Origin of the sequence: Prevotella heparinolytica, assembly GCF_002998535.1 — a bacterium.
GTDB lineage: Bacteria > Bacteroidota > Bacteroidia > Bacteroidales > Bacteroidaceae > Bacteroides > Bacteroides heparinolyticus.
In genome coordinates this window covers 3,250,113-3,270,766 of record NZ_CP027234.1, presented here as the reverse complement: position 1 = coordinate 3,270,766, position 20,654 = coordinate 3,250,113, and the positions used below count along the sequence as shown (strand labels likewise).

Annotated in this window: 17 protein-coding genes and 1 pseudogene; 7 read left to right on the top strand and 11 right to left on the bottom strand. The window is 41.0% G+C overall.

Annotated features, from left to right (window positions below):
* The first annotated feature begins 5 nt into the window (after positions 1-5).
* Positions 6-1,325: a YihY/virulence factor BrkB family protein gene (locus C3V43_RS13175; protein ID WP_106070155.1), complete on the top strand. Its 1,320-nt coding sequence runs from the start codon at positions 6-8 to the stop codon at positions 1,323-1,325.
* Between the two features lie 148 nt (positions 1,326-1,473).
* On the opposite strand, the gene C3V43_RS13170 is transcribed toward C3V43_RS13175, so the two are convergent.
* From C3V43_RS13170 to C3V43_RS13160, 3 genes and pseudogenes are all read right to left on the bottom strand, one after another.
* A complete protein-coding gene (locus C3V43_RS13170; RefSeq protein WP_106070154.1) occupies positions 1,474-2,010 on the bottom strand; it encodes a nitroreductase family protein in 537 nt (178 codons plus the stop codon).
* A gap of 39 nt (positions 2,011-2,049) precedes the next feature.
* A complete protein-coding gene (locus tag C3V43_RS13165) occupies positions 2,050-2,652 on the bottom strand; it encodes a riboflavin synthase (protein WP_106070153.1) in 603 nt (200 codons plus the stop codon).
* Between the two features lie 343 nt (positions 2,653-2,995).
* Positions 2,996-3,079 (bottom strand): annotated as a pseudogene (locus C3V43_RS13160) (phosphate signaling complex protein PhoU); the annotation flags it as partial.
* 656 nt (positions 3,080-3,735) lie between these two features.
* Here C3V43_RS13160 and C3V43_RS13150 point away from each other — a divergent pair.
* The 4 genes from C3V43_RS13150 to C3V43_RS13130 all read left to right on the top strand — a co-directional run bounded on the left by C3V43_RS13150 (position 3,736) and on the right by C3V43_RS13130 (position 9,245).
* Positions 3,736-5,475 carry a glutamine--tRNA ligase/YqeY domain fusion protein gene (locus C3V43_RS13150; RefSeq protein WP_106070151.1) on the top strand — a complete coding sequence of 580 codons (1,740 nt, stop codon included), beginning with the start codon at positions 3,736-3,738 and terminating at the stop codon, positions 5,473-5,475.
* Positions 5,476-5,479: 4 nt separating this feature from the next.
* Positions 5,480-6,901, top strand: a complete 1,422-nt coding sequence (locus tag C3V43_RS13145) for a tetratricopeptide repeat protein (protein WP_106070150.1) — start codon at positions 5,480-5,482, stop codon at positions 6,899-6,901.
* Positions 6,902-6,929: 28 nt separating this feature from the next.
* Positions 6,930-7,571 carry a DedA family protein gene (locus C3V43_RS13140; protein ID WP_106070149.1) on the top strand — a complete coding sequence of 214 codons (642 nt, stop codon included), beginning with the start codon at positions 6,930-6,932 and terminating at the stop codon, positions 7,569-7,571.
* Between the two features lie 480 nt (positions 7,572-8,051).
* The gene (locus C3V43_RS13130) at positions 8,052-9,245 is read left to right on the top strand and encodes a phage integrase SAM-like domain-containing protein (RefSeq protein ID WP_106070147.1); all 1,194 of its coding nucleotides are present in this window, start codon (positions 8,052-8,054) and stop codon (positions 9,243-9,245) included.
* A gap of 136 nt (positions 9,246-9,381) precedes the next feature.
* Here the strand turns inward: C3V43_RS13130 and C3V43_RS13125 are convergent, their stop codons facing one another.
* The gene (locus tag C3V43_RS13125) at positions 9,382-11,223 is read right to left on the bottom strand and encodes a UvrD-helicase domain-containing protein (RefSeq protein ID WP_106070146.1); all 1,842 of its coding nucleotides are present in this window, start codon (positions 11,221-11,223) and stop codon (positions 9,382-9,384) included.
* Between the two features lie 3 nt (positions 11,224-11,226).
* Positions 11,227-13,410: an ATP-dependent endonuclease gene (locus tag C3V43_RS13120; RefSeq protein WP_106070145.1), complete on the bottom strand. Its 2,184-nt coding sequence runs from the start codon at positions 13,408-13,410 to the stop codon at positions 11,227-11,229.
* A 690-nt stretch (positions 13,411-14,100) separates the two neighbouring features.
* On the opposite strand from C3V43_RS13120, the gene C3V43_RS14840 reads away from it, so the two are divergent.
* Positions 14,101-14,241: a hypothetical protein gene (locus C3V43_RS14840; protein ID WP_164996253.1), complete on the top strand. Its 141-nt coding sequence runs from the start codon at positions 14,101-14,103 to the stop codon at positions 14,239-14,241.
* Between the two features lie 163 nt (positions 14,242-14,404).
* Here C3V43_RS14840 and C3V43_RS13110 read toward each other — a convergent pair whose 3' ends face one another.
* Positions 14,405-14,833 (bottom strand): DUF3408 domain-containing protein, encoded by a 429-nt coding sequence (locus tag C3V43_RS13110; protein WP_106070143.1) that lies wholly within the window; start codon positions 14,831-14,833, stop codon positions 14,405-14,407.
* Positions 14,834-15,541: 708 nt separating this feature from the next.
* On the opposite strand from C3V43_RS13110, the gene mobA reads away from it, so the two are divergent.
* The gene (mobA, locus tag C3V43_RS13095; RefSeq protein WP_106070141.1) at positions 15,542-15,958 is read left to right on the top strand and encodes a conjugal transfer protein MobA; all 417 of its coding nucleotides are present in this window, start codon (positions 15,542-15,544) and stop codon (positions 15,956-15,958) included.
* 85 nt (positions 15,959-16,043) lie between these two features.
* On the opposite strand, the gene C3V43_RS13090 is transcribed toward mobA, so the two are convergent.
* The 5 genes from C3V43_RS13090 to C3V43_RS13065 all read right to left on the bottom strand — a co-directional run bounded on the left by C3V43_RS13090 (position 16,044) and on the right by C3V43_RS13065 (position 20,642).
* On the bottom strand, positions 16,044-16,370 hold the full coding sequence (locus C3V43_RS13090; protein ID WP_053444123.1) for an RteC domain-containing protein: 327 nt from the start codon (positions 16,368-16,370) through the stop codon (positions 16,044-16,046).
* Between the two features lie 315 nt (positions 16,371-16,685).
* Positions 16,686-17,384 carry a LytR/AlgR family response regulator transcription factor gene (locus tag C3V43_RS13080; protein WP_174704398.1) on the bottom strand — a complete coding sequence of 233 codons (699 nt, stop codon included), beginning with the start codon at positions 17,382-17,384 and terminating at the stop codon, positions 16,686-16,688.
* Entirely contained in the window at positions 17,381-18,325 is a 945-nt protein-coding gene (locus C3V43_RS13075; RefSeq protein ID WP_217349953.1) for a sensor histidine kinase, read from the bottom strand. The genes C3V43_RS13080 and C3V43_RS13075 overlap by 4 nt, the downstream gene beginning before the upstream one ends.
* Positions 18,326-18,496: 171 nt before the next feature.
* A complete protein-coding gene (locus C3V43_RS13070; RefSeq protein ID WP_235655855.1) occupies positions 18,497-19,462 on the bottom strand; it encodes a histidine kinase in 966 nt (321 codons plus the stop codon).
* Between the two features lie 52 nt (positions 19,463-19,514).
* Positions 19,515-20,642 (bottom strand): serine hydrolase domain-containing protein, encoded by a 1,128-nt coding sequence (locus C3V43_RS13065; RefSeq protein WP_106070139.1) that lies wholly within the window; start codon positions 20,640-20,642, stop codon positions 19,515-19,517.
* Between the last annotated feature and the right edge of the window lie 12 nt (positions 20,643-20,654).

Sequence of the window (20,654 nt, the reverse complement as noted above, 5' to 3'; positions counted from 1 at the left end):
AGTTCATGAATAAGCGCATTGCCATACTCTGGAAGTTCCTGACCTACGACATCTGGCGTATTACGGAAGACGAAGTCACACGGACCACTTTTTCCCTGTACAATGTCATCAAGACAATTTACCTCTGCGTCAATCGCTTCACCAACGACCGGATAGTAAACAAAGCCTCGGCCTTGACATACAGCACACTGCTTGCCATCGTGCCGATTCTTGCCATCCTCTTTGCCATTGCACGCGGATTCGGGTTCGACAATCTGATGGAAAGCCAGATAGTCAGCGGCTTCGGCGGCCAGACGGAAACAACGGAAATCATATTTCAATTTGTAGACTCCTATCTGTCGCAAACCAAAAACGGAATATTTATCGGTGTAGGTCTGGTGATGTTGCTGTGGACGGTTCTCAACCTTATCAACAACATGGAGATAACCTTCAACCGCATCTGGCAAGTGAAGAAAGCACGCAGCATGTATCGCAAAATCACCGATTATTTCTCCATGCTGCTGTTGATGCCTATCTTGATCGTTCTTTCGGGCGGTCTTTCCATCTTCATGAGCACGATGGTGAAGAACATCGAAGACTTTGCCCTGCTCGCCCCTATCGGCAAGTTCATGATACGCCTCATACCCTTTGCCCTGACATGGTTCATGTTCACGGCATTGTACATCTTCATGCCCAATACAAAGGTGAAGTTGAAACATGCCCTTCTATCCGGCATATTGGCAGGTACGGCACATCAGGCTTTTCAGTTTCTTTACATCAGCAGCCAGTTGTGGGTGTCGCGCTACAATGCCATTTACGGTAGCTTTGCCGCCCTTCCGATGTTTCTGCTGTGGCTGCAAATCTCTTGGACCATCTGCCTCTTCGGTGCCGAACTGACCTATGCAGGACAGAATATCAGAAACTTCAGTTTCGACAAGGATACGCGCAACATCAGCCGGCGCTACCGCGATTTCATCTCTCTCTTGATAATGTCTCTCATAGCCAAGCGCTTTGCACAAAACGAAACGCCCTATACAGCCGACAAGATATCCGAAGAATGCCAAATCCCCATCCGCCTGACCTACAAAGCCCTTTACGAATTGCAGGAAATCAACCTCCTGCACGAAGTGATGACAGATGAAAAAAGCGAAGACATCGCTTACCAGCCCTCTATGGATATCAACCAGCTGACCGTGGCTCTATTGCTTGACAAATTGGACACACACGGCTCGGAAGACTTCAAGATTGATAAGGACAATGAGTTCAACAGCCAATGGGAGGTATTAGTGAAAGCGCGAGAAGAATATTATAAGAAAGCCGGCACTATATTGCTGAAAGACTTGTAATTCTTCCCTAAAAAGAGGAGAACAAGCTGAAAAAACCTGTCACTCCTCCTTCCGAAACTGTTCAAGAAAGGATAAAAGGAATCGATCCGAAAATAACAGATTAGAAATTCCCGTTCGCACAGAACGAAAAACCCGCAGGCTGCACAAATCAATAATTATTATAGGAAATCACTTTTTCTTTCGGCTTCCGCAGTTTCTTTCGCTTCTCTTTCAGTGGATAGCCGACAGCAATATCAAGCAAAAGACGTTTATTGGCAGGAATGCCGGTGAGTTTTTTAATGTCCTTTTCATCGAACCAGCCCAAGATGCAAGAGCCCAATCCTTCGCTCTCCGCAGCCAAAACGATATGTGAGGCAGCAATACCGATATCAATCAGCGGGAAATACTTATCCTTGATTTTAGCACCCAGAAAAGAGGTGACATTCATAGACTCTTCCACAATCAGGATATGAACGGGAGCATCTTTGGCAAACTTATTCATCCCCAAGCCGGCGGCAGCTTTACCTACTTTGGCCGATAACTCAGGATCTGTAACGACTACAAACTTCCACGGCTGCGCATTGCACGCAGAAGGTGCCAAACGGGCAGCTTCCAATATCCGTTCCAACTTCTCCGGCTCCACAACACGAGCCTTATCATACGCCCGATCACTCTGGCGAGATGCCGCCAACTGCAAGAAATCCATATCTATTAATAGCTTGCTAAAAATGAATCACAAAAGAAATCACTTATATTGTATCATGCGGCTGATATACTTACCGATGATATCAAACTCAAGATTCACCACACTGCCAATCCGGAAAGCATGGAAATTGGTATTTTCAAAAGTATAAGGAATAATAGCCACTTGGAAAGTATCTTCGGTAGGGTTGCATACGGTCAGACTAACTCCATTGACCGTTACCGAGCCTTTATCCACCGTGATGTATCCCCGTTTTGCCATTTCTTTGTCAAAAGCATACTTGAAAGTGAAATAATAGCTCCCCTCCGCATCCTTTATGTCGACACATGTGGCAGTCTGGTCTACATGCCCCTGAACGATATGTCCGTCCAAACGTCCGTTCATCATCATGCTACGCTCCACATTCACTTCGTCTCCTATCTCCAGCAGACCAAGATTGGAACGCTCCAGTGTTTCTTTCATCGCCGTTACGGTATATGTATCATCCGTCAGGCTGACTACTGTAAGGCAAACACCGTTGTGAGAAACACTCTGATCTATTTTCAGTTCATTTACAAATGAACACTTGAACGTGAAATGCACATTCTCTTGGTCTTTGACCACGCCCACCAACACGGCACATTCTTCTACAATTCCGGAAAACATTGTCTTATTATTCTTTTAGTTATTTCTTATAGTCTCTGCAAAGATAAAAAAAGAGCTTCATATTAGACATAAAAAAAGGAAGCTTTTCACAAAGCCTCCTTTTTCAGTTTTCAATAGGTATTAGTTTTTTTTAAGGTAAAAAGATTGTTTTCAGGATAACGGTGCAAATATAGACGCTTTTCATGATACCAACCAAATTAAAAAACATGTCTTATAACATCTTTTCGGAAAACGGTTTAGTATAATTATCATTTCAAAGTACTTTTCTACATTTGCAGGCGTCTTCAGGAGGCAAATATAAGACTATTTTTGATGAAACCCTGAAATTATCCTAAAATATGGTCTATTTCTTGTCCTCCGAGTAGTTCTCGTCCGTTTTACCACTATGTTTTAACACTTTGGCATCAATGAAGAACACTATTTCCTCCTCCGATTTTCAGCACGATTACATGCTTTATAATTTCATGAAACACCTTCAGCTACGATAATAGTCCCAAGAAGAGGGACGTTGTAACAAAATTTCCAAACCAAGCCATGTCTCTTAGCCAACCATCAGGATACAATCTCCTACCCCCGTCAGAACACCTTCTGACAAGGGTATGGATCAGTATACGACAGATGGTACATCAGTCGTATACTGATCTACCCTCTGTATAGGAGTGAGAAAAGACAACGCTGTTTTCTTTCTCAAAAAGGAAAAGAACAAAGACTTTTTTGTAAAGATATTCTCCTGTTCCTTTATCAACACGTCGTCAGGAATCAGGGGCAATCAGTTTGTTCAATTGCTTCATTCTTCGAGATTGGCTGATAATAATTTCATGAAAAGATCGGGTATGCGTTATAATTATTCCGCCGACGGATATTTCTATTGATTTTTTGTATGCAAAAAACAAAACAGCTATTAAATCCGTATGTCTAATGTTTGAAAGAAATGTTTCAAATATATTACAATACCCTATTTCTGCCAATCTCATATCAGCCCACCACAAGTCTTCAAAAGAGCGGATATATTCTGTCGAAATAGCAGTATAATAAAAAAGATTTGCACTATCTTTGCGCCGAGATACGAAAACAGCAAGCATTATGGCAGAAGTAAAAAACGAAGAGACAAGCGAAAAGAAGAGCTTGAACTTCATAGAACAAATAGTAGAGAACGATTTAAGAGAGGGTAAGAACGGCAGTAAAGTACAAACACGCTTTCCGCCGGAACCGAACGGTTACCTTCATATCGGACATGCCAAGGCCATCTGTCTCGATTTTGGCATTGCTGCCGCTCATAACGGCATTTGCAACCTGCGTTTCGATGACACCAACCCCACCAAAGAAGATGTGGAATACGTAGAAGCCATAAAGGAAGATATCCAATGGTTAGGCTATCATTGGGGAAACGAATATTATGCTTCTGACTATTTTCAACAGCTTTGGGACTTTGCTGTCCGTCTCATCAAAGAGGGCAAAGCATATATCGACGAGCAAACTTCTGAACAGATAGCTGCGCAAAAGGGCACTCCCACACAACCCGGGGTGGAAAGCCCGTATCGCAACCGCCCCATTGAAGAGTCTCTCACATTGTTCCAGAAAATGAATAGCGGAGAAGTTGAAGAAGGAGCCATGGTGCTTCGGGCCAAGATAGATATGGCCAGTTCCAACATGCACTTCCGCGACCCCATTATCTACCGCGTAGTGAAACATCCGCATCATCGTACGGGCACCACATGGAAGGCTTATCCGATGTATGACTTCGCACACGGACAAAGTGACTTCTTTGAAGGTGTGACACACTCGCTGTGTACTTTGGAGTTTGTGCCCCACCGTCCGCTTTATGACCTCTTTGTGGACTGGGTAAAAGAAGGAAAGGACCTGAACGATAACCGTCCTCGCCAATATGAATTCAACAAACTGAACCTGAGCTACACGCTGATGAGCAAGCGCAACCTGCTGACTTTGGTCAAGGAGAACCTTGTCAACGGTTGGGACGATCCTCGCATGCCGACCATCTGCGGTTTCCGCCGTCGGGGTTATTCTCCGGAATCCATACACAAGTTCATTGATAAAATCGGCTATACCACGTATGATGCGCTGAATGAGTTTGCCCTTCTGGAAAGTGCCGTACGCGAAGACTTAAACGACCGTGCCACCCGTATCTCGGCGGTATTGAACCCCGTGAAGCTCATCATAACAAATTATCCGGAAGGACAAGTGGAAGAGATGGAAGCCGTCAACAATCCCGAACATCCTGAAGAGGGAAGTCACTTTATAGAATTCAGTCGTGAACTCTGGATAGAACGCGATGATTTCATGGAAGACGCCCCTAAGAAATATTTCCGCATGACACCGGGACAAGAAGTACGTTTGAAAAGCGCCTATATTGTGAAATGCACCGGTTGCAAGAAGAATGATGCCGGCGAAATCGTAGAAATATATTGTGAATACGATCCGGAGAGTAAAAGCGGCCTGCCCGGAGCTAATCGTAAGGTAAAAGGTACCATTCATTGGTTAAGTTGCGACCATTGCCTCCAAGCAGAAGTACGCCTTTACGACCGTCTCTGGAAAGTAGAGAATCCGAGAGACGAACTTGCCGCCATCCGCGAGGGAAAGAATTGTGATGCGCTGACAGCCATGAAGGAAATCATCAACCCGGATTCTCTGCACACGCTGCCATGCTGCTACATCGAGAAATACGCTGCCGGCATGCCCCCGCTCTCTTATCTGCAATTCCAACGTATCGGCTATTTCAACGTTGACAAAGACTCCACCGGCGAGAAAATGGTGTTTAACCGTACCGTAGGTCTGAAAGACACATGGGGTAAAATCAACAAATAGAATCATGAGTAAGATAAATTGGTTATCTGACAGAGAAAAAGAACTGCGAAAGTTCGCTGCAGAATACGAGGCTTTCAAAACTGACAACAAACCCTTGTATCTGGATGCCGACGACATCGCAGATCTTTCTAACTGGTATGCCGTACGCCATAGATACGCAACGGCGATTGAGCTCGTTGAGTACGGACTCAGACTGCACCCCGGCAACACAACCTTGCTGGTAGAACTTTCTTATTTATTTTTGGACACCCAAAAGAAAAAGGAAGCGCAAGAAGTGCTCGAAAGCATTACGGAGGACTCTTCCGAAGTAACGATTCTGAAAGCCAACTTCTTGTTGGAAGAAGGAAAAGTAGAGGAAGCCGACGAGCTCCTCAATCATATGGCAGGCCAAGACGATGTAATCAACATTATCGACGCGTGCTATGCATACATCGACATGGGATTTCCGGAAAAGGCATTGCCGTGGCTGGAGCGCGGACGCAAGCAGCATGCCGACAGAGAAATATATCTTGCAGCCGCCGGCGACTGTTACTTCAGCATGGGAGAAATTGAGAAAGCCGGTGATTATTTCAATCAGCTGATAGATATAAATCCTTATTCGGCACCTTATTGGATAGGATTGGCTCGTTGCTATTTCGAGCAACAGATGCTTGACAAAACGATTGAAGCCTGTGACTACGCCCTCGTCGCTGACGAGGAATGTGCCGATGCCTATACGATAAAAGGGCACTCCTTCTTTCAATTGGGAAATGAAGAAACGGCTATGGAGAATTATCTGCAGGCAGAAAAGTTCGGAGCGCTCTCTTCCAGCTTTATCAACACGCTCATCGGCATGAACAAAGTGGCTAAAGGGAAATGGGAAGAAGGATATGTTTTTTTGGAAAAAGCCATTAAGGAAAACACCGATTATAGCAGCATACCCATAACAAGCTCCTCACTCTATGCCCATGCAGCATTCTGCTTACATAAAATGGGAGAAACGCCAAAGGCTCATCAATATTGCCGGACAGCCTATGAACTGAATCCGGAAGATATCAACTCATACTTGATTGAAGGTCGTATCTATATGGAGGAAGGAGAATATGAAAAAGGAGAGGAAAAATGGGACAGAGCCGTAGAATATGCCCCATATGCAGAGACATGGTACGAGATTGGTTTGTACTGCATGGAAATAAATCAATTGAACTATGCCAAGAAAGCTTTTGAACAGGTCAAGCAGATGAGTCCTGATTTTGAGGATATCAACGAAAAGCTGGCCGGCCTTTACATGTTACTGAAGGACAAGGAAAACTTTACGAAGTACAATAGTTTGTGCAAACACCCTCTTGAGTGGGAAAAAGTGGAAAAACTAAAGCAATTGTTGCAAGATGACAACCAAAATGAATTGATTCAAATAATCAAAGACATCTTCGACGGCTTGCAATGACATTTAATAACCACCGAACTAAAAAGATATGGAATCATCAGCAGAACTCATCAAATGGGTATTGGAGAATCTGAACTATTGGGTAGTCACGTTGTTTATGGCTATCGAAAGTTCTTTTATTCCATTCCCGTCCGAAGTCATTGTTCCACCCGCCGCATGGAAATCCATGGCAGACGAAAGTATGAATATTGTCCTTGTCGTTGTTTTCGCAACAATCGGAGCCGATATAGGAGCATTGATAAACTACCATCTGGCACGTTGGCTGGGACGCCCTATCGTGTATAAATTTGCCAACAGCCGTTTCGGGCACATGTGCCTCATCGATGAAGATAAGGTGCGCCATGCAGAAGAATACTTCAAGAAACATGGTGCCGTCTCCACCTTCTTCGGGCGCCTCATCCCGGCAGTGCGCCAGCTCATCAGCATTCCGGCAGGGCTGGCCGGCATGAAATTAAGTTCATTCCTCCTTTACACTACATTGGGAGCCGGAATATGGAATGTAATTCTGGCCCTGATAGGTTATCTCATCTACCGTTTTACGGAAATAAAGACAACGAATGATGTTTATGTAATGGCAACAGAATACAGCCATGAGATAGGATATGTTATCATAGCCGTTGCCGTATTGGTCGTAGGTTTCCTTATTTACAAAGGGATGAAGAAGAAATAAAGATGCATCGACCGGAAGAACTGAAAACTGCCCGAAAACCCCATGGGTGAATATCCTTTCTTAACCATAAGAAATTCAACACTTTACGGTTGTACAAGTGTGAGGCGTTACTTGTACAACCGTAAGCTTTCACTTGTACTACCGCAAGCCTACGCTTGTACAAGTGTAAGCACTCACTTGTACAAGCGTAACTAATCAATGAAAATGAAGAAGTATAGGAGTTGGCGCAAACTAACTGATAATGAGGAGGAAATACATAAATCAGCATAATACTGCTCTATTTGTAAAGGGCAGAAATATGCAGATTTAGGCAGAAGCTCAGTTACCAGAGTGTTACCTTGTTTTGATGTTGGTAACGATGGAGAAGAAATAGGTAACTGAATTATTATCGTTCGTGTGGCTGTTGCTTCGGTCGGCAGTTTTCTGCGTAAGTGAGGAACGCTTTTATTCGGGTAATTTTGCCCACAAATATTAAAGCGTATGAAAACAGAGAAAATGAAGGTGTTGCTCTACCTTAAAAAGAGCGGTCTGGACAAGTCGGGGAAAGCTCCGATTATGGGACGTATTACCATTGGGCGTTCCATTGCCCAGTTCAGTTGTAAGCTTTCCTGTAATCCTGATTTGTGGAATCCCCGTGAAAGTAGGATGGACGGCAAGAGCCGTGAGGCGGTGGAGATTAACGGCAGGTTGGAAAATCTTCTGCTTTCCATTCAATCTGCCTATCAGTCGTTGATTGCCAAAGGCCGGCCATTTGATGCAACCGATGTAAAAGAACTGTTTCAAGGTAGCATGCAAGCACGATGCAGGCTTGTTGAGAGGCTGGATATGCTTATCAAGGAGAAAGAGAGTCATATCGGTATAGACATCAAGGAAGAGTCTATGTCTGCCTATCATTCTACTCGGAAACGATTACAGGAGTTCATTCAGAAGAAATACCATGTTTCGGACTTGGCTTTCTCACTGTTGACAGAAAACTTCATCTACGAATTGCAGACGTTCTGTCTCGGTGAACTCGGTCATCAGCAAAGCACATTCTTCAGAGTTGCGGCAGATTTGAAGACCGTCTGTAGGCTGGCTTATCGTGAGGGGCTGGCTGATACGCTTCTGTTTGATAAAGTACATATAGAACGAGGAGACAAGAAAGCACCTAAAGCTCTTGACAAAGAAGCATTGGACAAGTTGAAGGCACTCCGCTTTGATGAATTGGAAAAAGAAATGGAAACTGCTCGTGATGTGTTTCTCTTCGCCTGTTATACCGGTGCAGCCTATTGTGATTTGATGGTACTAAGCAAGAAGCATCTTGTCCGTGATGATGCAGGCAGTTTGTGGTTGAAGTTCAGCAGACAAAAGACAGGCGTACTTTGTCGTATCAAGTTGTTGCCGGAAGCTGTTCGGTTAATAGAGAAAATGCACAGCGATGAAAGGGGAACACTGCTCCCCCATATCAAATATCCCACTTATCAGTCCTGTCTTAAAGCCTTGCGATTACGGGCAGGTATATCTTTTCCCTTTACTTCGCACATGGCAAGACATAGAGGATTTTATAAACACCCAATAATCAATAGATTAAATTATTTATCAATGAAGGGAGGTAACGATAAGGAAACCAGCGAGCTCCTATACTCTACCTTATTTTGCCATTTCAAAGAACCACTTTGTTTATTGCAAAGATAAGGGTATATCGTGAGAAAAAAGAATTTTCTCTTCGAAAAATGGTAGATAAGGCTGAACAGAAACATACTTAAGCAAGATTGTGAAATTTGTAAACTTCTGGATACTGCCTTGTGAAAAGATTATTTTATTCCTTTTATTAAAGTAACTTTATCTCTTGTTCTGCAAACCATCCTTTGCTTATAGCTTGATTTTTAACTTTATTAGAATCACTTGAATACATAACAATTGCAAGTGATTCTTTTGCACGAGTACATACCACATAAAACAGCCTTTTCGTCCTGTCAATCGACGATTCTTCCCCTGCTTCAATGTGCTTAATGTCTGTCTCAGTTAGTTCTTTTACGCCAAATAACTTATCATAACTAAACATAAAGCCTTTTGCCTCAGAATCATCAATTATGACCATAACCCTGTCAAACTCTAGACCTTTCACGCCTTGATGTGTATCAAAACGTGTACGTTGATTCACATAATCATCATAGCTTTTGACCATATTGATAGGTAAATCCATAACCTTAGCCCATGCCTGCAAATCCTCCTCCAGCTCATCATTGATTTCATCAGGTGTAAGCGCACAAGCTTGTCTTATAACCTCCGGAATAGTCAGTAGTTGAGAGTCTCGTACAGCTTTAACAACCTCGCGGATAGAATAATTATCATTGACTTTTTTAGCGACTGTACCCGTTTCTTCTCTGCAACGTAAGTAGAGCTCATATGATTTCTCAATATTTTTTTTGCTAAGTAATGGTGAATTCGACTTTAATATTTCAAGAGCGATTCGGCCATCCTCTTTTATGGAATCTGCTATAGGCAAAACCTCTTTTGTGAAGAATTCCAATTCTGATACAGTACCCTGCAAAAAAGTCATTTGATACTTGGTCACTTTGGATAATGGTCCGAAAAACTGTTCAAATCCCAATCTCCTTGCAGCCATCATGTGTTCCAAAGTTAGTATTTTAACATTTGCATTTGCCTCAACCCATTTTGCATCTTTAGTAAGTTCACACATCTTCTTCATAACTGTTTGTTCAACCTCATCCTTATTTATTCCATTACCTTGTTGAACAACAAACAGACGAGCAAATCCTTCAATAGCATCTTCCCGTGAAACCTGTTCTGCATGAAAGTCTATATCTTTACCAATTGCATTTGCTAACTTGACAATTCGTTTAGCACAGCGATAGTTCATCTTTTTGACTGGCTGTTCCCACTCTGGAGGAATAATACTCACCATATCCTTCTTCCCATCAGTATAGATTCGCTGCTTTTGGTCACCAAGGAGTCCGAGGGTAAACGTTTCTCCGAAATTCTTTTGAATACTAAAGAAAGCATCCACAAGTTCTTTTTTTGTGTCTTGACTCTCATCGATTAGAAAAATTGGATATCGCTGTGCTATGATTCGCTGGAGCATCAAACTATTCATAATCATTTGAGCAGAAATCTTAATTACATCTGCATGATTAAGCGCATTATATTCAGGATTACTTCCATTGGGATTGTACACAAACTTTTCTATAGTCTCTGCTCGTTCCAACCGATCTTTCAGGTAATTCATTTTTTCAAAATTAGTACAATATGTTTTGGTCGTCTTATTTCTAGCAGAGTCCAACTTCTCACTGATTATACGTATATCGTCTCGAAGATACTGGCAATAAAGTTGCTTTATGTCATTTTGATAATACTTGATAACATCCCACACAAAGCTATGAATAGTGGATATATGAAAAATTGGGCTATAATCTAATCGATTGATAATCTCATCGGTAGCAGCATTCGTATATGTAATTACAGCCACATTTTTGCCTCGCAGCATCAAATCTTGTCCAATCTTGTCGCGTATCTTCTTTAAAAGAAGAACCAAAGAATATGTCTTTCCTGAACCAGCACCAGCAAAGAGAAAGAAACTTTTGCGGGGTGTTTCCAGTATACATTTTTCTAAAGTTTCATCAACCTGTGAATCAATATTATTATTCGGCATAATTTATCCATTTGAATCCAAACATTTTTTCAACCATTCCAAACCTTCTTGGATGTATGCAGGAGCACTTATTTCACAAAAATCTTCCTTATACAAGAGGGAGTTTGCAAAATCTGCTTTTTGGAAACCACCTTTACTTTCCAGCTTCTTAAAAATTGATTCTTGTAAATCCTGAGCAGAATGATTTTTCTTTAATAGATTAACGATTGTAGTAATAGTACCCATCTTCTTTAGTCCATCTTGCCTGAACAGTTCCAGATTGGAAAAGATCAAAGCATCCTCAAATGTATAGGGGCATATTTCGGTATATTCGTCCTTCTCTTTAGTCCACTTTACCCTTACTGGGATTTGAAAGGCAATTCTAACATTATCTATTGTCTTACCATTCCCATCAAGAGCAATAAGATCATCAATCAGTTCCTTACCTCGCAACCAATGCTGTATCGATGGATTTCCAGTCCTATAGCCTTTCCCTTTGGCTGTAATTTTTGGTTTTTGTTTTTCTTTTCCATCCTCTTTAATGGTTTCAGAAGCATCAATGTCTGTAACTATTAAAGTAGGAATTCCTAACTTGTTTATCAGACTAGAGAAACTATGGGCATGACGACCATTTACTTCGATAATAGAAATATAATACGAATCAAGTCCAAATTTGGTAAGGAAACTTGGAACTAGGATCTTTTCTGCTGGCCCTTCAACAAATATCACAGCATCGGCAAAGAATATATCACAATGTGTCAAACGGATATACCTTGTCACAAATTGCTTAGTTTCGTCACCAGAGCCAAATGTACCTGACAGATTAATAACATTCGAAACTGGAATATTATCACCTGCACCCAATACTCGTCTGAAGTAACGCATACAATTCAAATCAAGTTCATTGACAACATGATTAGAGTGCGTACTCAGTACAAGCTGAGTGTTGAGCCATGAGTTATCCCTGATAATTTTGTTGTTACATAGAGCTTCGAACGCCTTTTTTACAAACACTTGCTGTGCTTGTGCATGAAGATGTGCTTCTGGCTCTTCCACAAACACCAAGTGAATAGGTTCTATATTCTTGTCCTCACTTAAAGTCTTTAACCATTTTTCTCTGAAATCAATCAACTTCAAATAAATGGAAATTAGGTTTCGATAACCTAGTCCATTATATTTCTCAGGCAAGGCAAATTCGGACATTCCTTGAATAGCAAATTGCACAGCAGAATCGTGCTTAATGGCCTCCTCTATTTGGATCTTACTGCATATCTTAATCTCGGGGTTTAGAAATCCTGGATAGTTAATGTTCCCCAGTTCTTTAACTGGTATTTCAAAGGCCTTGGTCAGTTTTGTATTGTATGTTTCATTTGCTTTTGCAATTCCGCTAACAAGCCCTAAATCACAAGGCGATAAAACCTCTTCCTCTGGATTTAAACTTGAATAATACTTTTGGAATTGTCTTGACAAGGTATCTATCTCGTTATCCGATTGTCCTTCTGGATCTGAGAAATCTCGTGAAGCCAAAATGACATCCACCCTTATTAGTTCATCCAGAGGATTCTTATCAAGTGCATTATTAGGAGTAGACTGAACTTTATCCTCTTCAGCTGGCTCTATAGATGGATCAATGATATAGTATTTTACATCGAAGTAGTCTCTGAGATTTGAGCCTTTACCTAAGAAATCGCAAAGATTCCTTGGAAACAAATCTGGAGAAGACGCCTTCTCCCATTCTTCAGTTGCTTGTAGGGCAATAGCTTTCCCTTTGGATTCTTTGTAGTCTGAATATAATTTAGTTATATCCTTAGGAACATATTGTCCACGGACACCAATTTTTTTGCCATCCCATTTGCTAAGCGATGGAATCAGGTGATTGACCCTGTATTGTTCTCCATCAACAATATCAATCCAAATATCCATTGACGGAACAATATTATCCCATTTATGTGGATTCAACAATTCTTCATCTACAAGATCTTTAGCCAACCATTGGTTACCAAGGGCATCAATCAATGCCCAATTGGTAGCCGTGAACTCCTTCAGGGTAAACTTCTCTTTGTTTTTCAAAAACCACACAATAGCACTTATAGCAGAAGTCTTTCCACTATTATTTGCGCCAATAAATACGGTTTCTTTCTCACCGAAGTCTATATGACAATTCTTTAGTTTGCGGAAATTTCTGATATGGACTGAATGTATCTTCATATTTTCTATCTAAAATCTATCATTTAGGCTCAAATAATTGGCATTCAATAGCCTAATGAGTTATAAAATGCAGTAGATAATAATTTTTCGCCCTATCTTCAGCTGCGATATACAACGCTTTTCATAACTCGAATAGCCTATTGCAAAGATAAGGGGATCTCGTGAGAAAAAAGAACTTTATCTCTTGAATTTTTCGTGAGGGTGTGTCAAAATAGAAATTTCAAGAGTTTAAACTTTCAATCTATAAGTTGGTTCACTGATTTAATACAAAATTCGGCTTTATTTGGCTTTATTTGGCTTGCTACAAAACCATAAATCATGTTTGAAGTTTCAACTTGTTACTTTTCAAACACGCCATTTCTATTTTGACACACCCTCTTGTTTTCTGTGTATTCCATTCTTTTGATGAACTGCAATCTCCGAAGACTGCGTTTTTTGTTTTCGCCCAGCTTCTCGCACATCCTCCACTTATGTCCGTGTATCATGTCGTGATCAGTTGTTCGTTGTCAGCGGCAAAGGTAGTTCCGGGCTTCTATGGACAAAAAAGGTCAAGGCGGCAAGCCGTTTAGACGACAATCTCCACACTTCCATTTCATTGCAGGTAGTATTCATAAAACATTGTTTGTCCTAAGCCCTACCTTTTTTCGCCCCTGAAACGAAAACGACCGACCCGACGGAAAAACGCATAAAATGTCAGATATGCGAGAAGCTGGGAAAAAGAAATGGAAACTCAACACCATCTCCTTTGGAATCCGCATAAAATCAGATAAGATGATTTATTCCGAAGTAAGGACGGAGAGAATAACCATTCAAGAAGAACAGACAGAGTAAAGCGGTCGGCAGATTTGTCCACCGCTACTTTCTTTCATGAGCAGGGGAAATGGCGAAAAAGAAAGGAGCAAAGAAATCCGATGAAAAGCATTTCATTACTTTTGGCAGTGAGCAGATATTCTTTGTGGAAAATCCCCCTAAGATCTATGCCCCATATAGCAATTTACAGTAGTTTTCTGAACTTCATCTCCGCCAACCTGTTGATTTCATCCTTGTAGGTCTCAAGATGGTGGAGGATGATGTTTTCCACATAGATACCGATGGTCATATCCCTATTCCTCATAGACATGACTATCTCCGCCAATGTATCCTGTAACTCTTTGGCAATATAGATGGTCTTGCGATTTTTCAAAGTATTGCGACAGATGAAAAGCGACTCATAATCGCCTTTGTCGGATTTTCGCCTTTCTCTTCTTGGGACTCTTGAAAAATCCTTTGACATAGGTTCGTCATTTGGACGTTCCGATTCAACACACAGCTCTTCAGATTGAGAATGTTTTATCTCACTCTCTTTTCTTTTCATGGGAATACCCTGTGAAATAAGTTCTCGGATGGCAACGGGATCTACCTTGCCGTTTTTGTTCTCTGTCATACTTCCTTAATTTTTATTGTTATACAATTCACTGTTCATTACGTTGCCAAGATATTTACCGATGGAGATGAATACATCCGTTATCGGAGATATATCCAATAATTGGCTTGTACCAGCAGGGCTACATCCTTTTGTTCATACCCTTTCTGTGGAGATGTTAATTAGCGTCCATCAATACAATCGTTCGATTGTATCTGCTTTCGCACATTCCCACGTTCGAGTGAAAGAATCAAGGATATGTTTTTTGCTATTCCCCCTCGCCTATATCGTTCATCGAAACGTGATGTTATCGAAGACGCACACCCTCACCGACATATTCGACAGTGCAAATATATGGCTCGGTGATGCTGTAATCAGTGTGATTTCCTTTAGTGCGTACTTGTGGCGTCAATTTGGATAGTTGTGGCTTCATATGAGGTAATGGAGTTAGACATGACGCTTAGTAATTTTGCACCCAAGCGGTAAGCCGAAGCTTTCGAGACATAAAGCGCTCTTTTTTGAGTGATTCGTTTTCGTCCTTCATGGACAGACTTATTTGCATCGGGCAAATAGCAAGGTATGTTTTATGCAGCACGACTCCGTTTTTGCTGCATAAAACCCTTGCTCTCCAAGAGAGCTGAAAAACTCCGAAGTCGTTTTTCTTGAAAGAGAAAATGTCATATTTCGAATGCTGGTTATGCCGTAAAACACTAAAATCCAAAGTAAGAAATGAAAATGAAGAACATTCGGAGCGCACGCTCCAAAGAGAAGACAGAAAAGCGTGTTACGGTCAATTTCACACCGACGGAATACGCTCATTTTCTCACGATGAAAGAGGAAAGCGGTGTACCAAGTCTGTCACTATTCATCAAGGCAAGAATCTTTAATGAGACTTTTCGGGTGATAAAAGTGGATCGTTCGTTGCTTGATTATTATCAAAAGCTGACGACTTTGTATGGACAATTCCGCAGTGTGGGAGTCAATTACAACCAGACAGTAGTTGCAATGAAGAGCAACTTTACAGAGAAGAAAGCCTTTGCGATGCTCGCCAAGTTGGAGAAACTGACACTTGAATTAGCAATAATCGGAGGTGAAATCGTGCAACTGACTCGTGAATTTCAAGAGAAATGGCAACTTCGACAGTAGCCATTTTACATCGTATTGTTCTTTATGGATAAAAAATCAGGCTTCCCTCTCGTTTTGGGAAGCCTGATTGATTATTTGAATTTAATTACCGTTTCTTGAATTTTCCGCCTTTCAGGTCGCTCTCTACCATTCGTTTGTTCAGTTTCTCTCGAAGTTCATCAAGGAAATAGGTACGGCTGTCATGCTTGCGGCGTTTCATGTTCATATAGACGTTGTAGCAGTTCTTTATCTCTGCGCCGAAGATTTCGGAAAGAGCGTCCGCTAATTCCTCTACGCCGATCTCTCCATTGTTAATGCAGTTGCAGGTGTCGAGGGCGTAAAGGAGTTCGACCAAGTCGGTTACTTTACCTGTCCAATGGAATTTCTTGGCAGATTTGATGGGCAAAGCAGAAAGATGTCCCTGCATCCGCATCTTCAACAGTTCCAGTTCTGTATCAATGACAGACAATAGCTCTGCCACATTTTTCCCCCGCCCTATCCGATGAGGGTTTCTCTTGCAGAGATTGCAATCGGAAACGGGTATAACGAAGAATACGGAGTACAAAAATGTTATCATTCTCTTCCGTGTTCAATTTAATGATCTCTTTTATCAAGTTATCAGTTGCATTCCGCTGTTCGGCAGTGGATGAATCATTCGAAGAAAGAACCCTGAATGAAAAAGTTTTAACTAATCTTTCCATACACATTTGATTTGAATTATTGATTGAGATAATAGCAAAGTCAACTGTTATTTCATGAGCTTTTTGTAGAAATCTTCTTTGTAAGTATTGCCGATACTGATTTCATATTTTCCGATGAATACGTCGTTGGTGTCGAACGATTCTATTTTCTCTAAATTCACAACATAGGATTTGTTGATGCGGAAGAAAACAGACGGAGGCAGAAGTTCATGGATAGTGCGCAGGTACATCTTGGTAATGATGCGTCGATTTTCTGTTTGTATGATTACATAATCCTTTAAGCCTTCTATAAAGAGGATGTCGTCATATCTGATTTTGAAATATTTACGATCTGATTTCACGAAGAAGAAATCCACATCTGCCTCCACACTTTCTTTCTCTGCATTGGTGAGTAGGGTATGATAGGCAGAAACCTTTTCCACTGCTTTACGAAAACGTTGTTCCTCGATGGGTTTGACGAGGTAATCGGTAGCGTTTACCTCATAGCTGTCCAATGCGTATTCGGAATAGGCTGTGGTAAAAACGACAAGTGTTTGTTGTGGGATTTTACGGGCCAAATCAAGCCCGTTTGTCCCGGACATCTCGATATCAAGGAATATTAAATCCACAGGATTATCTTTTATGTATTCAGTCGCAGATTCTGCAGACTCAAAATTTCCGACAAGTTCCAGCATTGGACTCTTGCGTACCAGCCTTTCCAATCCTTCTCGGGCGATAGGTTCATCATCGACGATAATACATTTTATAGGTTCACACATAAGCATACAGTATATTTATTTTCTTCTTCCGTAATGGATAAGGTATAAGACTTTCCGAATAGCAATTCTAGTCTCCGTTTGATGTTTTTCAACCCCAAACCTCCGTAATGATTCGATGTACGAGAAGCAGCCTTGGTGTTTTCGCACTGGAAGTGCAGTTGGTTTCCGGATGCGGCAAACGTGATGTGTATGTTTGTCTTTCCTTTGACTTCAACACTATGCTTGACCGCGTTTTCTACAAAGGGAATAAATAGTAATGGATATATAGATATATCTTCCACCACGCCCTCTGTCTTGATTTCGTAATACAAGTTTCCACGACGTGTACTTTCCAGTTCCAAATAGTCATGCAAGAAGGAAATTTCATTCCGTATCAGAACTTTTTCTTGCGAGGATTCGGACAACTGATAGCCCAACAAATTTTCAAGCCGGGAAAGAATGGCATATGCCAGTTGTGGTTCTTGCTCTGCTTTAATGTTGGCATTATTGAGCGTGTTGAAAAGAAAGTGCGGATTTATCTGGCTTTTCAGTTGTTGCAATTCTGCTTCTGCCGTCGTCTTTTCCAATTCCGATACTCGACGGCTGTTTTCAGCCCAGCAACGAAACAGTGGTACTACTGAAGTAGAGGCTATCGTCAATCCCAACAATAACATATTTCCCGCGATATTAAAACAAAGAGAGGTCAGCCTGTAACTTTTGGGAACATCGTACAGAGTGTTTTGCACCAGTATGATAAAAAGCATCAACAGAAATACGCACAAACCGATGGAAGCGAAATATCCTGACAACTTATTGCGCAACAGGAAACGAGGAACCAGCAGGCGGGCGTTGGTATATACGGTGCAGGTGAAGACAATGAAATATGCCATCCATTCGTAAAACCTTGCATTTGTGAGCCGTCCGTGTACACTGCCAGTGTTATAGACCATTTCCATTGTCAAGACAACTATAATGCAAAGTAAAAGCAGGTTTCCCATTCTATGGAATCCTCCTGTTTGGATTTGTGTTCCAATCTTTTTATTTATCTCTTTCAATAATGCCATTCGATTCTTTATGTTTATTAATTCCCAAAAACTTTATCGGAAAATTTCTTGGAAAGCTTAGGAACTTTTCAAACTCGTTTTGTGTGAAGCGTTTTCTGGTCTTCTTGAGATGGTAAAAATGCGCTTACCCATTTTGGGAGGATTGCTATTGTTTGTACAGGTACAGACAAGCGTGTCGGCGCATATTTCAATCTCAATTTCCATTCGGTCTTTTCCCGGTGAATTGAATAGATGTTCTTCTACAAACGATAGTAACGTCAATGGAGGAATAAAACAAATACCAGTCCTCATTTGGCAAGAGAGTGTGAAATCGGCGAGAGCCCCGCACTTCTTTTCCAAATTCAGGTAGTCTTTAAGGATTTTAATTTCGGAATTGAGTGGTACAACCGGATTGCTGCAATCGTATAGGCGATAGCGTACAATCCGGCTCAGTGTCAATAATAGCGGAGATACTTCCGGAGGTTCGGTCAGGCATAGTGCAGTTGCTTTTTTCAATTTAGCCAAAAGAAATTCCGATCCGATATTGTTTCTCAAATTTTCCAACTCAACGGTTAGCCTGTGAGTTCCGATTTGTTCCTCCATCTCAGTCATTTGAATCCAATGTTTGTAAAAGACGATTACAGTAATACTCGTCACCGACAATGTCAGTACCGAGAAATCGGAGAAGAAATCGACTGCTTTATTGCGTCCGTCAGAAAAAAAAGAATATGGACCGAAAGGTATTTGATACTTAAAATGAATGTAATACTCCAAGCCGATATTCGCTATCACGAATGTGAATATTGCAGCGAGCAAGACAGCTGCATATTGCACATACCTTTCTTGTTGTAGCAATTTAGGAATGAAGATGTACATATTCAGATATATCAGCAACAGATAAGCTACTATATGCGCAAATATAATACCACAAACATCTCCGCCTCGAATCTGTTCTCCATAGGTAATAAAAATATGGTTTGTGGAGATAATGCCGATGGAGATGATAAGCAGGAAATGGCGAGTCCATCTGTATTTCTTCTCCATAAGAAAATCATATAATACGCTTTGTTTCTTTCTCTCTTGCATATATATACTATTACTTTTTTGCCAAGTCTTCCATTATTTCAAAACACAATGCGTCTACATTTTTCGCATGAGGATGCAGAAAAGAAACATTGGAAAGAATAATGACTCCACTCTTTTCATTCATATTGAATACCATAGAGGAAGAAAAACCGCCCGTACCACCATTGTGCCAATATAAATCGTTTCCGTTATTTGCCTTTACGATATGCCATCCAAGTGCTATGCTAAGTTTGTCGTTTACTTTGAAAGTCGGTTTTCTTGTCATTGCAAGTTCTTTGTTGCCCATATCAAATTGAGCCTCTAAAAAACATGCCATATCGTTTGCAGAAGAAAGAATGCCACCGGCTCCTAAAAACACATCCGAATCCCATATCCAATTGCCGATAGGAACACCTGTGCGGCTTATTCCTTTGACAAGACCGGTTTCTACTAATCTTGCATCTGTATATGAATTATTCATTTTGTACTTTTTGAAGATTTTATTGGAAACGAGTTCCGTGAAACTGCATTTTTCCATTTGACATAACGTATATCCCAACAAACCAGTTCCCAAATTTGAATACAGATATTCTTTCCTATAGGAAGAACAATATAATTGCAGCTGATTTCTGAGGTAATACTCTAATTCAGAGTCGCTGTATTTCTGAAAAGGATTTTCCCGCTCTGCTTTTGTACTGTCTGCCAGAAACTCTGAAAGTTGCAAATTGGAGGGATTTTCTCCCAATCCGGATGTATGATTTGACAGGCTTTCAAAAGTTATCCGCACATCATCCTTGAACGTATAAGGGTAAAATTTATTTATGTCGTCTGTCTGTTTAATCTTCCTTTCAAGTATTGCATCGGCGAGTAATGTCGCCGTAAAGACTTTTGAAATTGAGCCAATCTCAAAAACCTTATCTTTGTTTTCAATATTTCTAATCGTGTCATTTTGTTTTATCATTCCATAAAAATGGGATATCCCATTTTTTATGAGCACGATGGATAGTTGAGTTTCATTAGACAAATCCTTTGTCTTTTCAAATATTTTTCGCGTCAGGTTTTCTCTCAAACCAGTTAAATCATTTACGACATTCTGTGAAAAAGTTATTCCATGTCCAAACAGGTTTATCAAAAGGAACAGCGCGAATTTTGTTTTCATATAATCTTATGA

What these genes read in the sequence shown, in the direction of transcription:
- C3V43_RS13145 (WP_106070150.1), top strand. Translation starts at nt 5,480, where the DNA reads ATGAGTAAGATAAATTGGTTATCTGACAGAGAAAAAGAACTGCGAAAG.
- C3V43_RS14840 (WP_164996253.1), top strand. Translation starts at nt 14,101, where the DNA reads ATGTCAGATATGCGAGAAGCTGGGAAAAAGAAATGGAAACTCAACACC.
- C3V43_RS13140 (WP_106070149.1), top strand. Translation starts at nt 6,930, where the DNA reads ATGGAATCATCAGCAGAACTCATCAAATGGGTATTGGAGAATCTGAAC.
- C3V43_RS13150 (WP_106070151.1), top strand. Translation starts at nt 3,736, where the DNA reads ATGGCAGAAGTAAAAAACGAAGAGACAAGCGAAAAGAAGAGCTTGAAC.
- C3V43_RS13130 (WP_106070147.1), top strand. Translation starts at nt 8,052, where the DNA reads ATGAAAACAGAGAAAATGAAGGTGTTGCTCTACCTTAAAAAGAGCGGT.
- C3V43_RS13165 (WP_106070153.1), bottom strand. Translation starts at nt 2,652, where the DNA reads ATGTTTTCCGGAATTGTAGAAGAATGTGCCGTGTTGGTGGGCGTGGTC.
- C3V43_RS13175 (WP_106070155.1), top strand. Translation starts at nt 6, where the DNA reads ATGAATAAGCGCATTGCCATACTCTGGAAGTTCCTGACCTACGACATC.
- C3V43_RS13170 (WP_106070154.1), bottom strand. Translation starts at nt 2,010, where the DNA reads ATGGATTTCTTGCAGTTGGCGGCATCTCGCCAGAGTGATCGGGCGTAT.
- C3V43_RS13120 (WP_106070145.1), bottom strand. Translation starts at nt 13,410, where the DNA reads ATGAAGATACATTCAGTCCATATCAGAAATTTCCGCAAACTAAAGAAT.
- mobA (WP_106070141.1), top strand. Translation starts at nt 15,542, where the DNA reads ATGAAAATGAAGAACATTCGGAGCGCACGCTCCAAAGAGAAGACAGAA.
- C3V43_RS13070 (WP_235655855.1), bottom strand. Translation starts at nt 19,462, where the DNA reads ATGGAGAAGAAATACAGATGGACTCGCCATTTCCTGCTTATCATCTCC.
- C3V43_RS13125 (WP_106070146.1), bottom strand. Translation starts at nt 11,223, where the DNA reads ATGCCGAATAATAATATTGATTCACAGGTTGATGAAACTTTAGAAAAA.
- C3V43_RS13075 (WP_217349953.1), bottom strand. Translation starts at nt 18,325, where the DNA reads ATGGTCTATAACACTGGCAGTGTACACGGACGGCTCACAAATGCAAGG.
- C3V43_RS13110 (WP_106070143.1), bottom strand. Translation starts at nt 14,833, where the DNA reads ATGACAGAGAACAAAAACGGCAAGGTAGATCCCGTTGCCATCCGAGAA.
- C3V43_RS13090 (WP_053444123.1), bottom strand. Translation starts at nt 16,370, where the DNA reads ATGCGGATGCAGGGACATCTTTCTGCTTTGCCCATCAAATCTGCCAAG.
- C3V43_RS13065 (WP_106070139.1), bottom strand. Translation starts at nt 20,642, where the DNA reads ATGAAAACAAAATTCGCGCTGTTCCTTTTGATAAACCTGTTTGGACAT.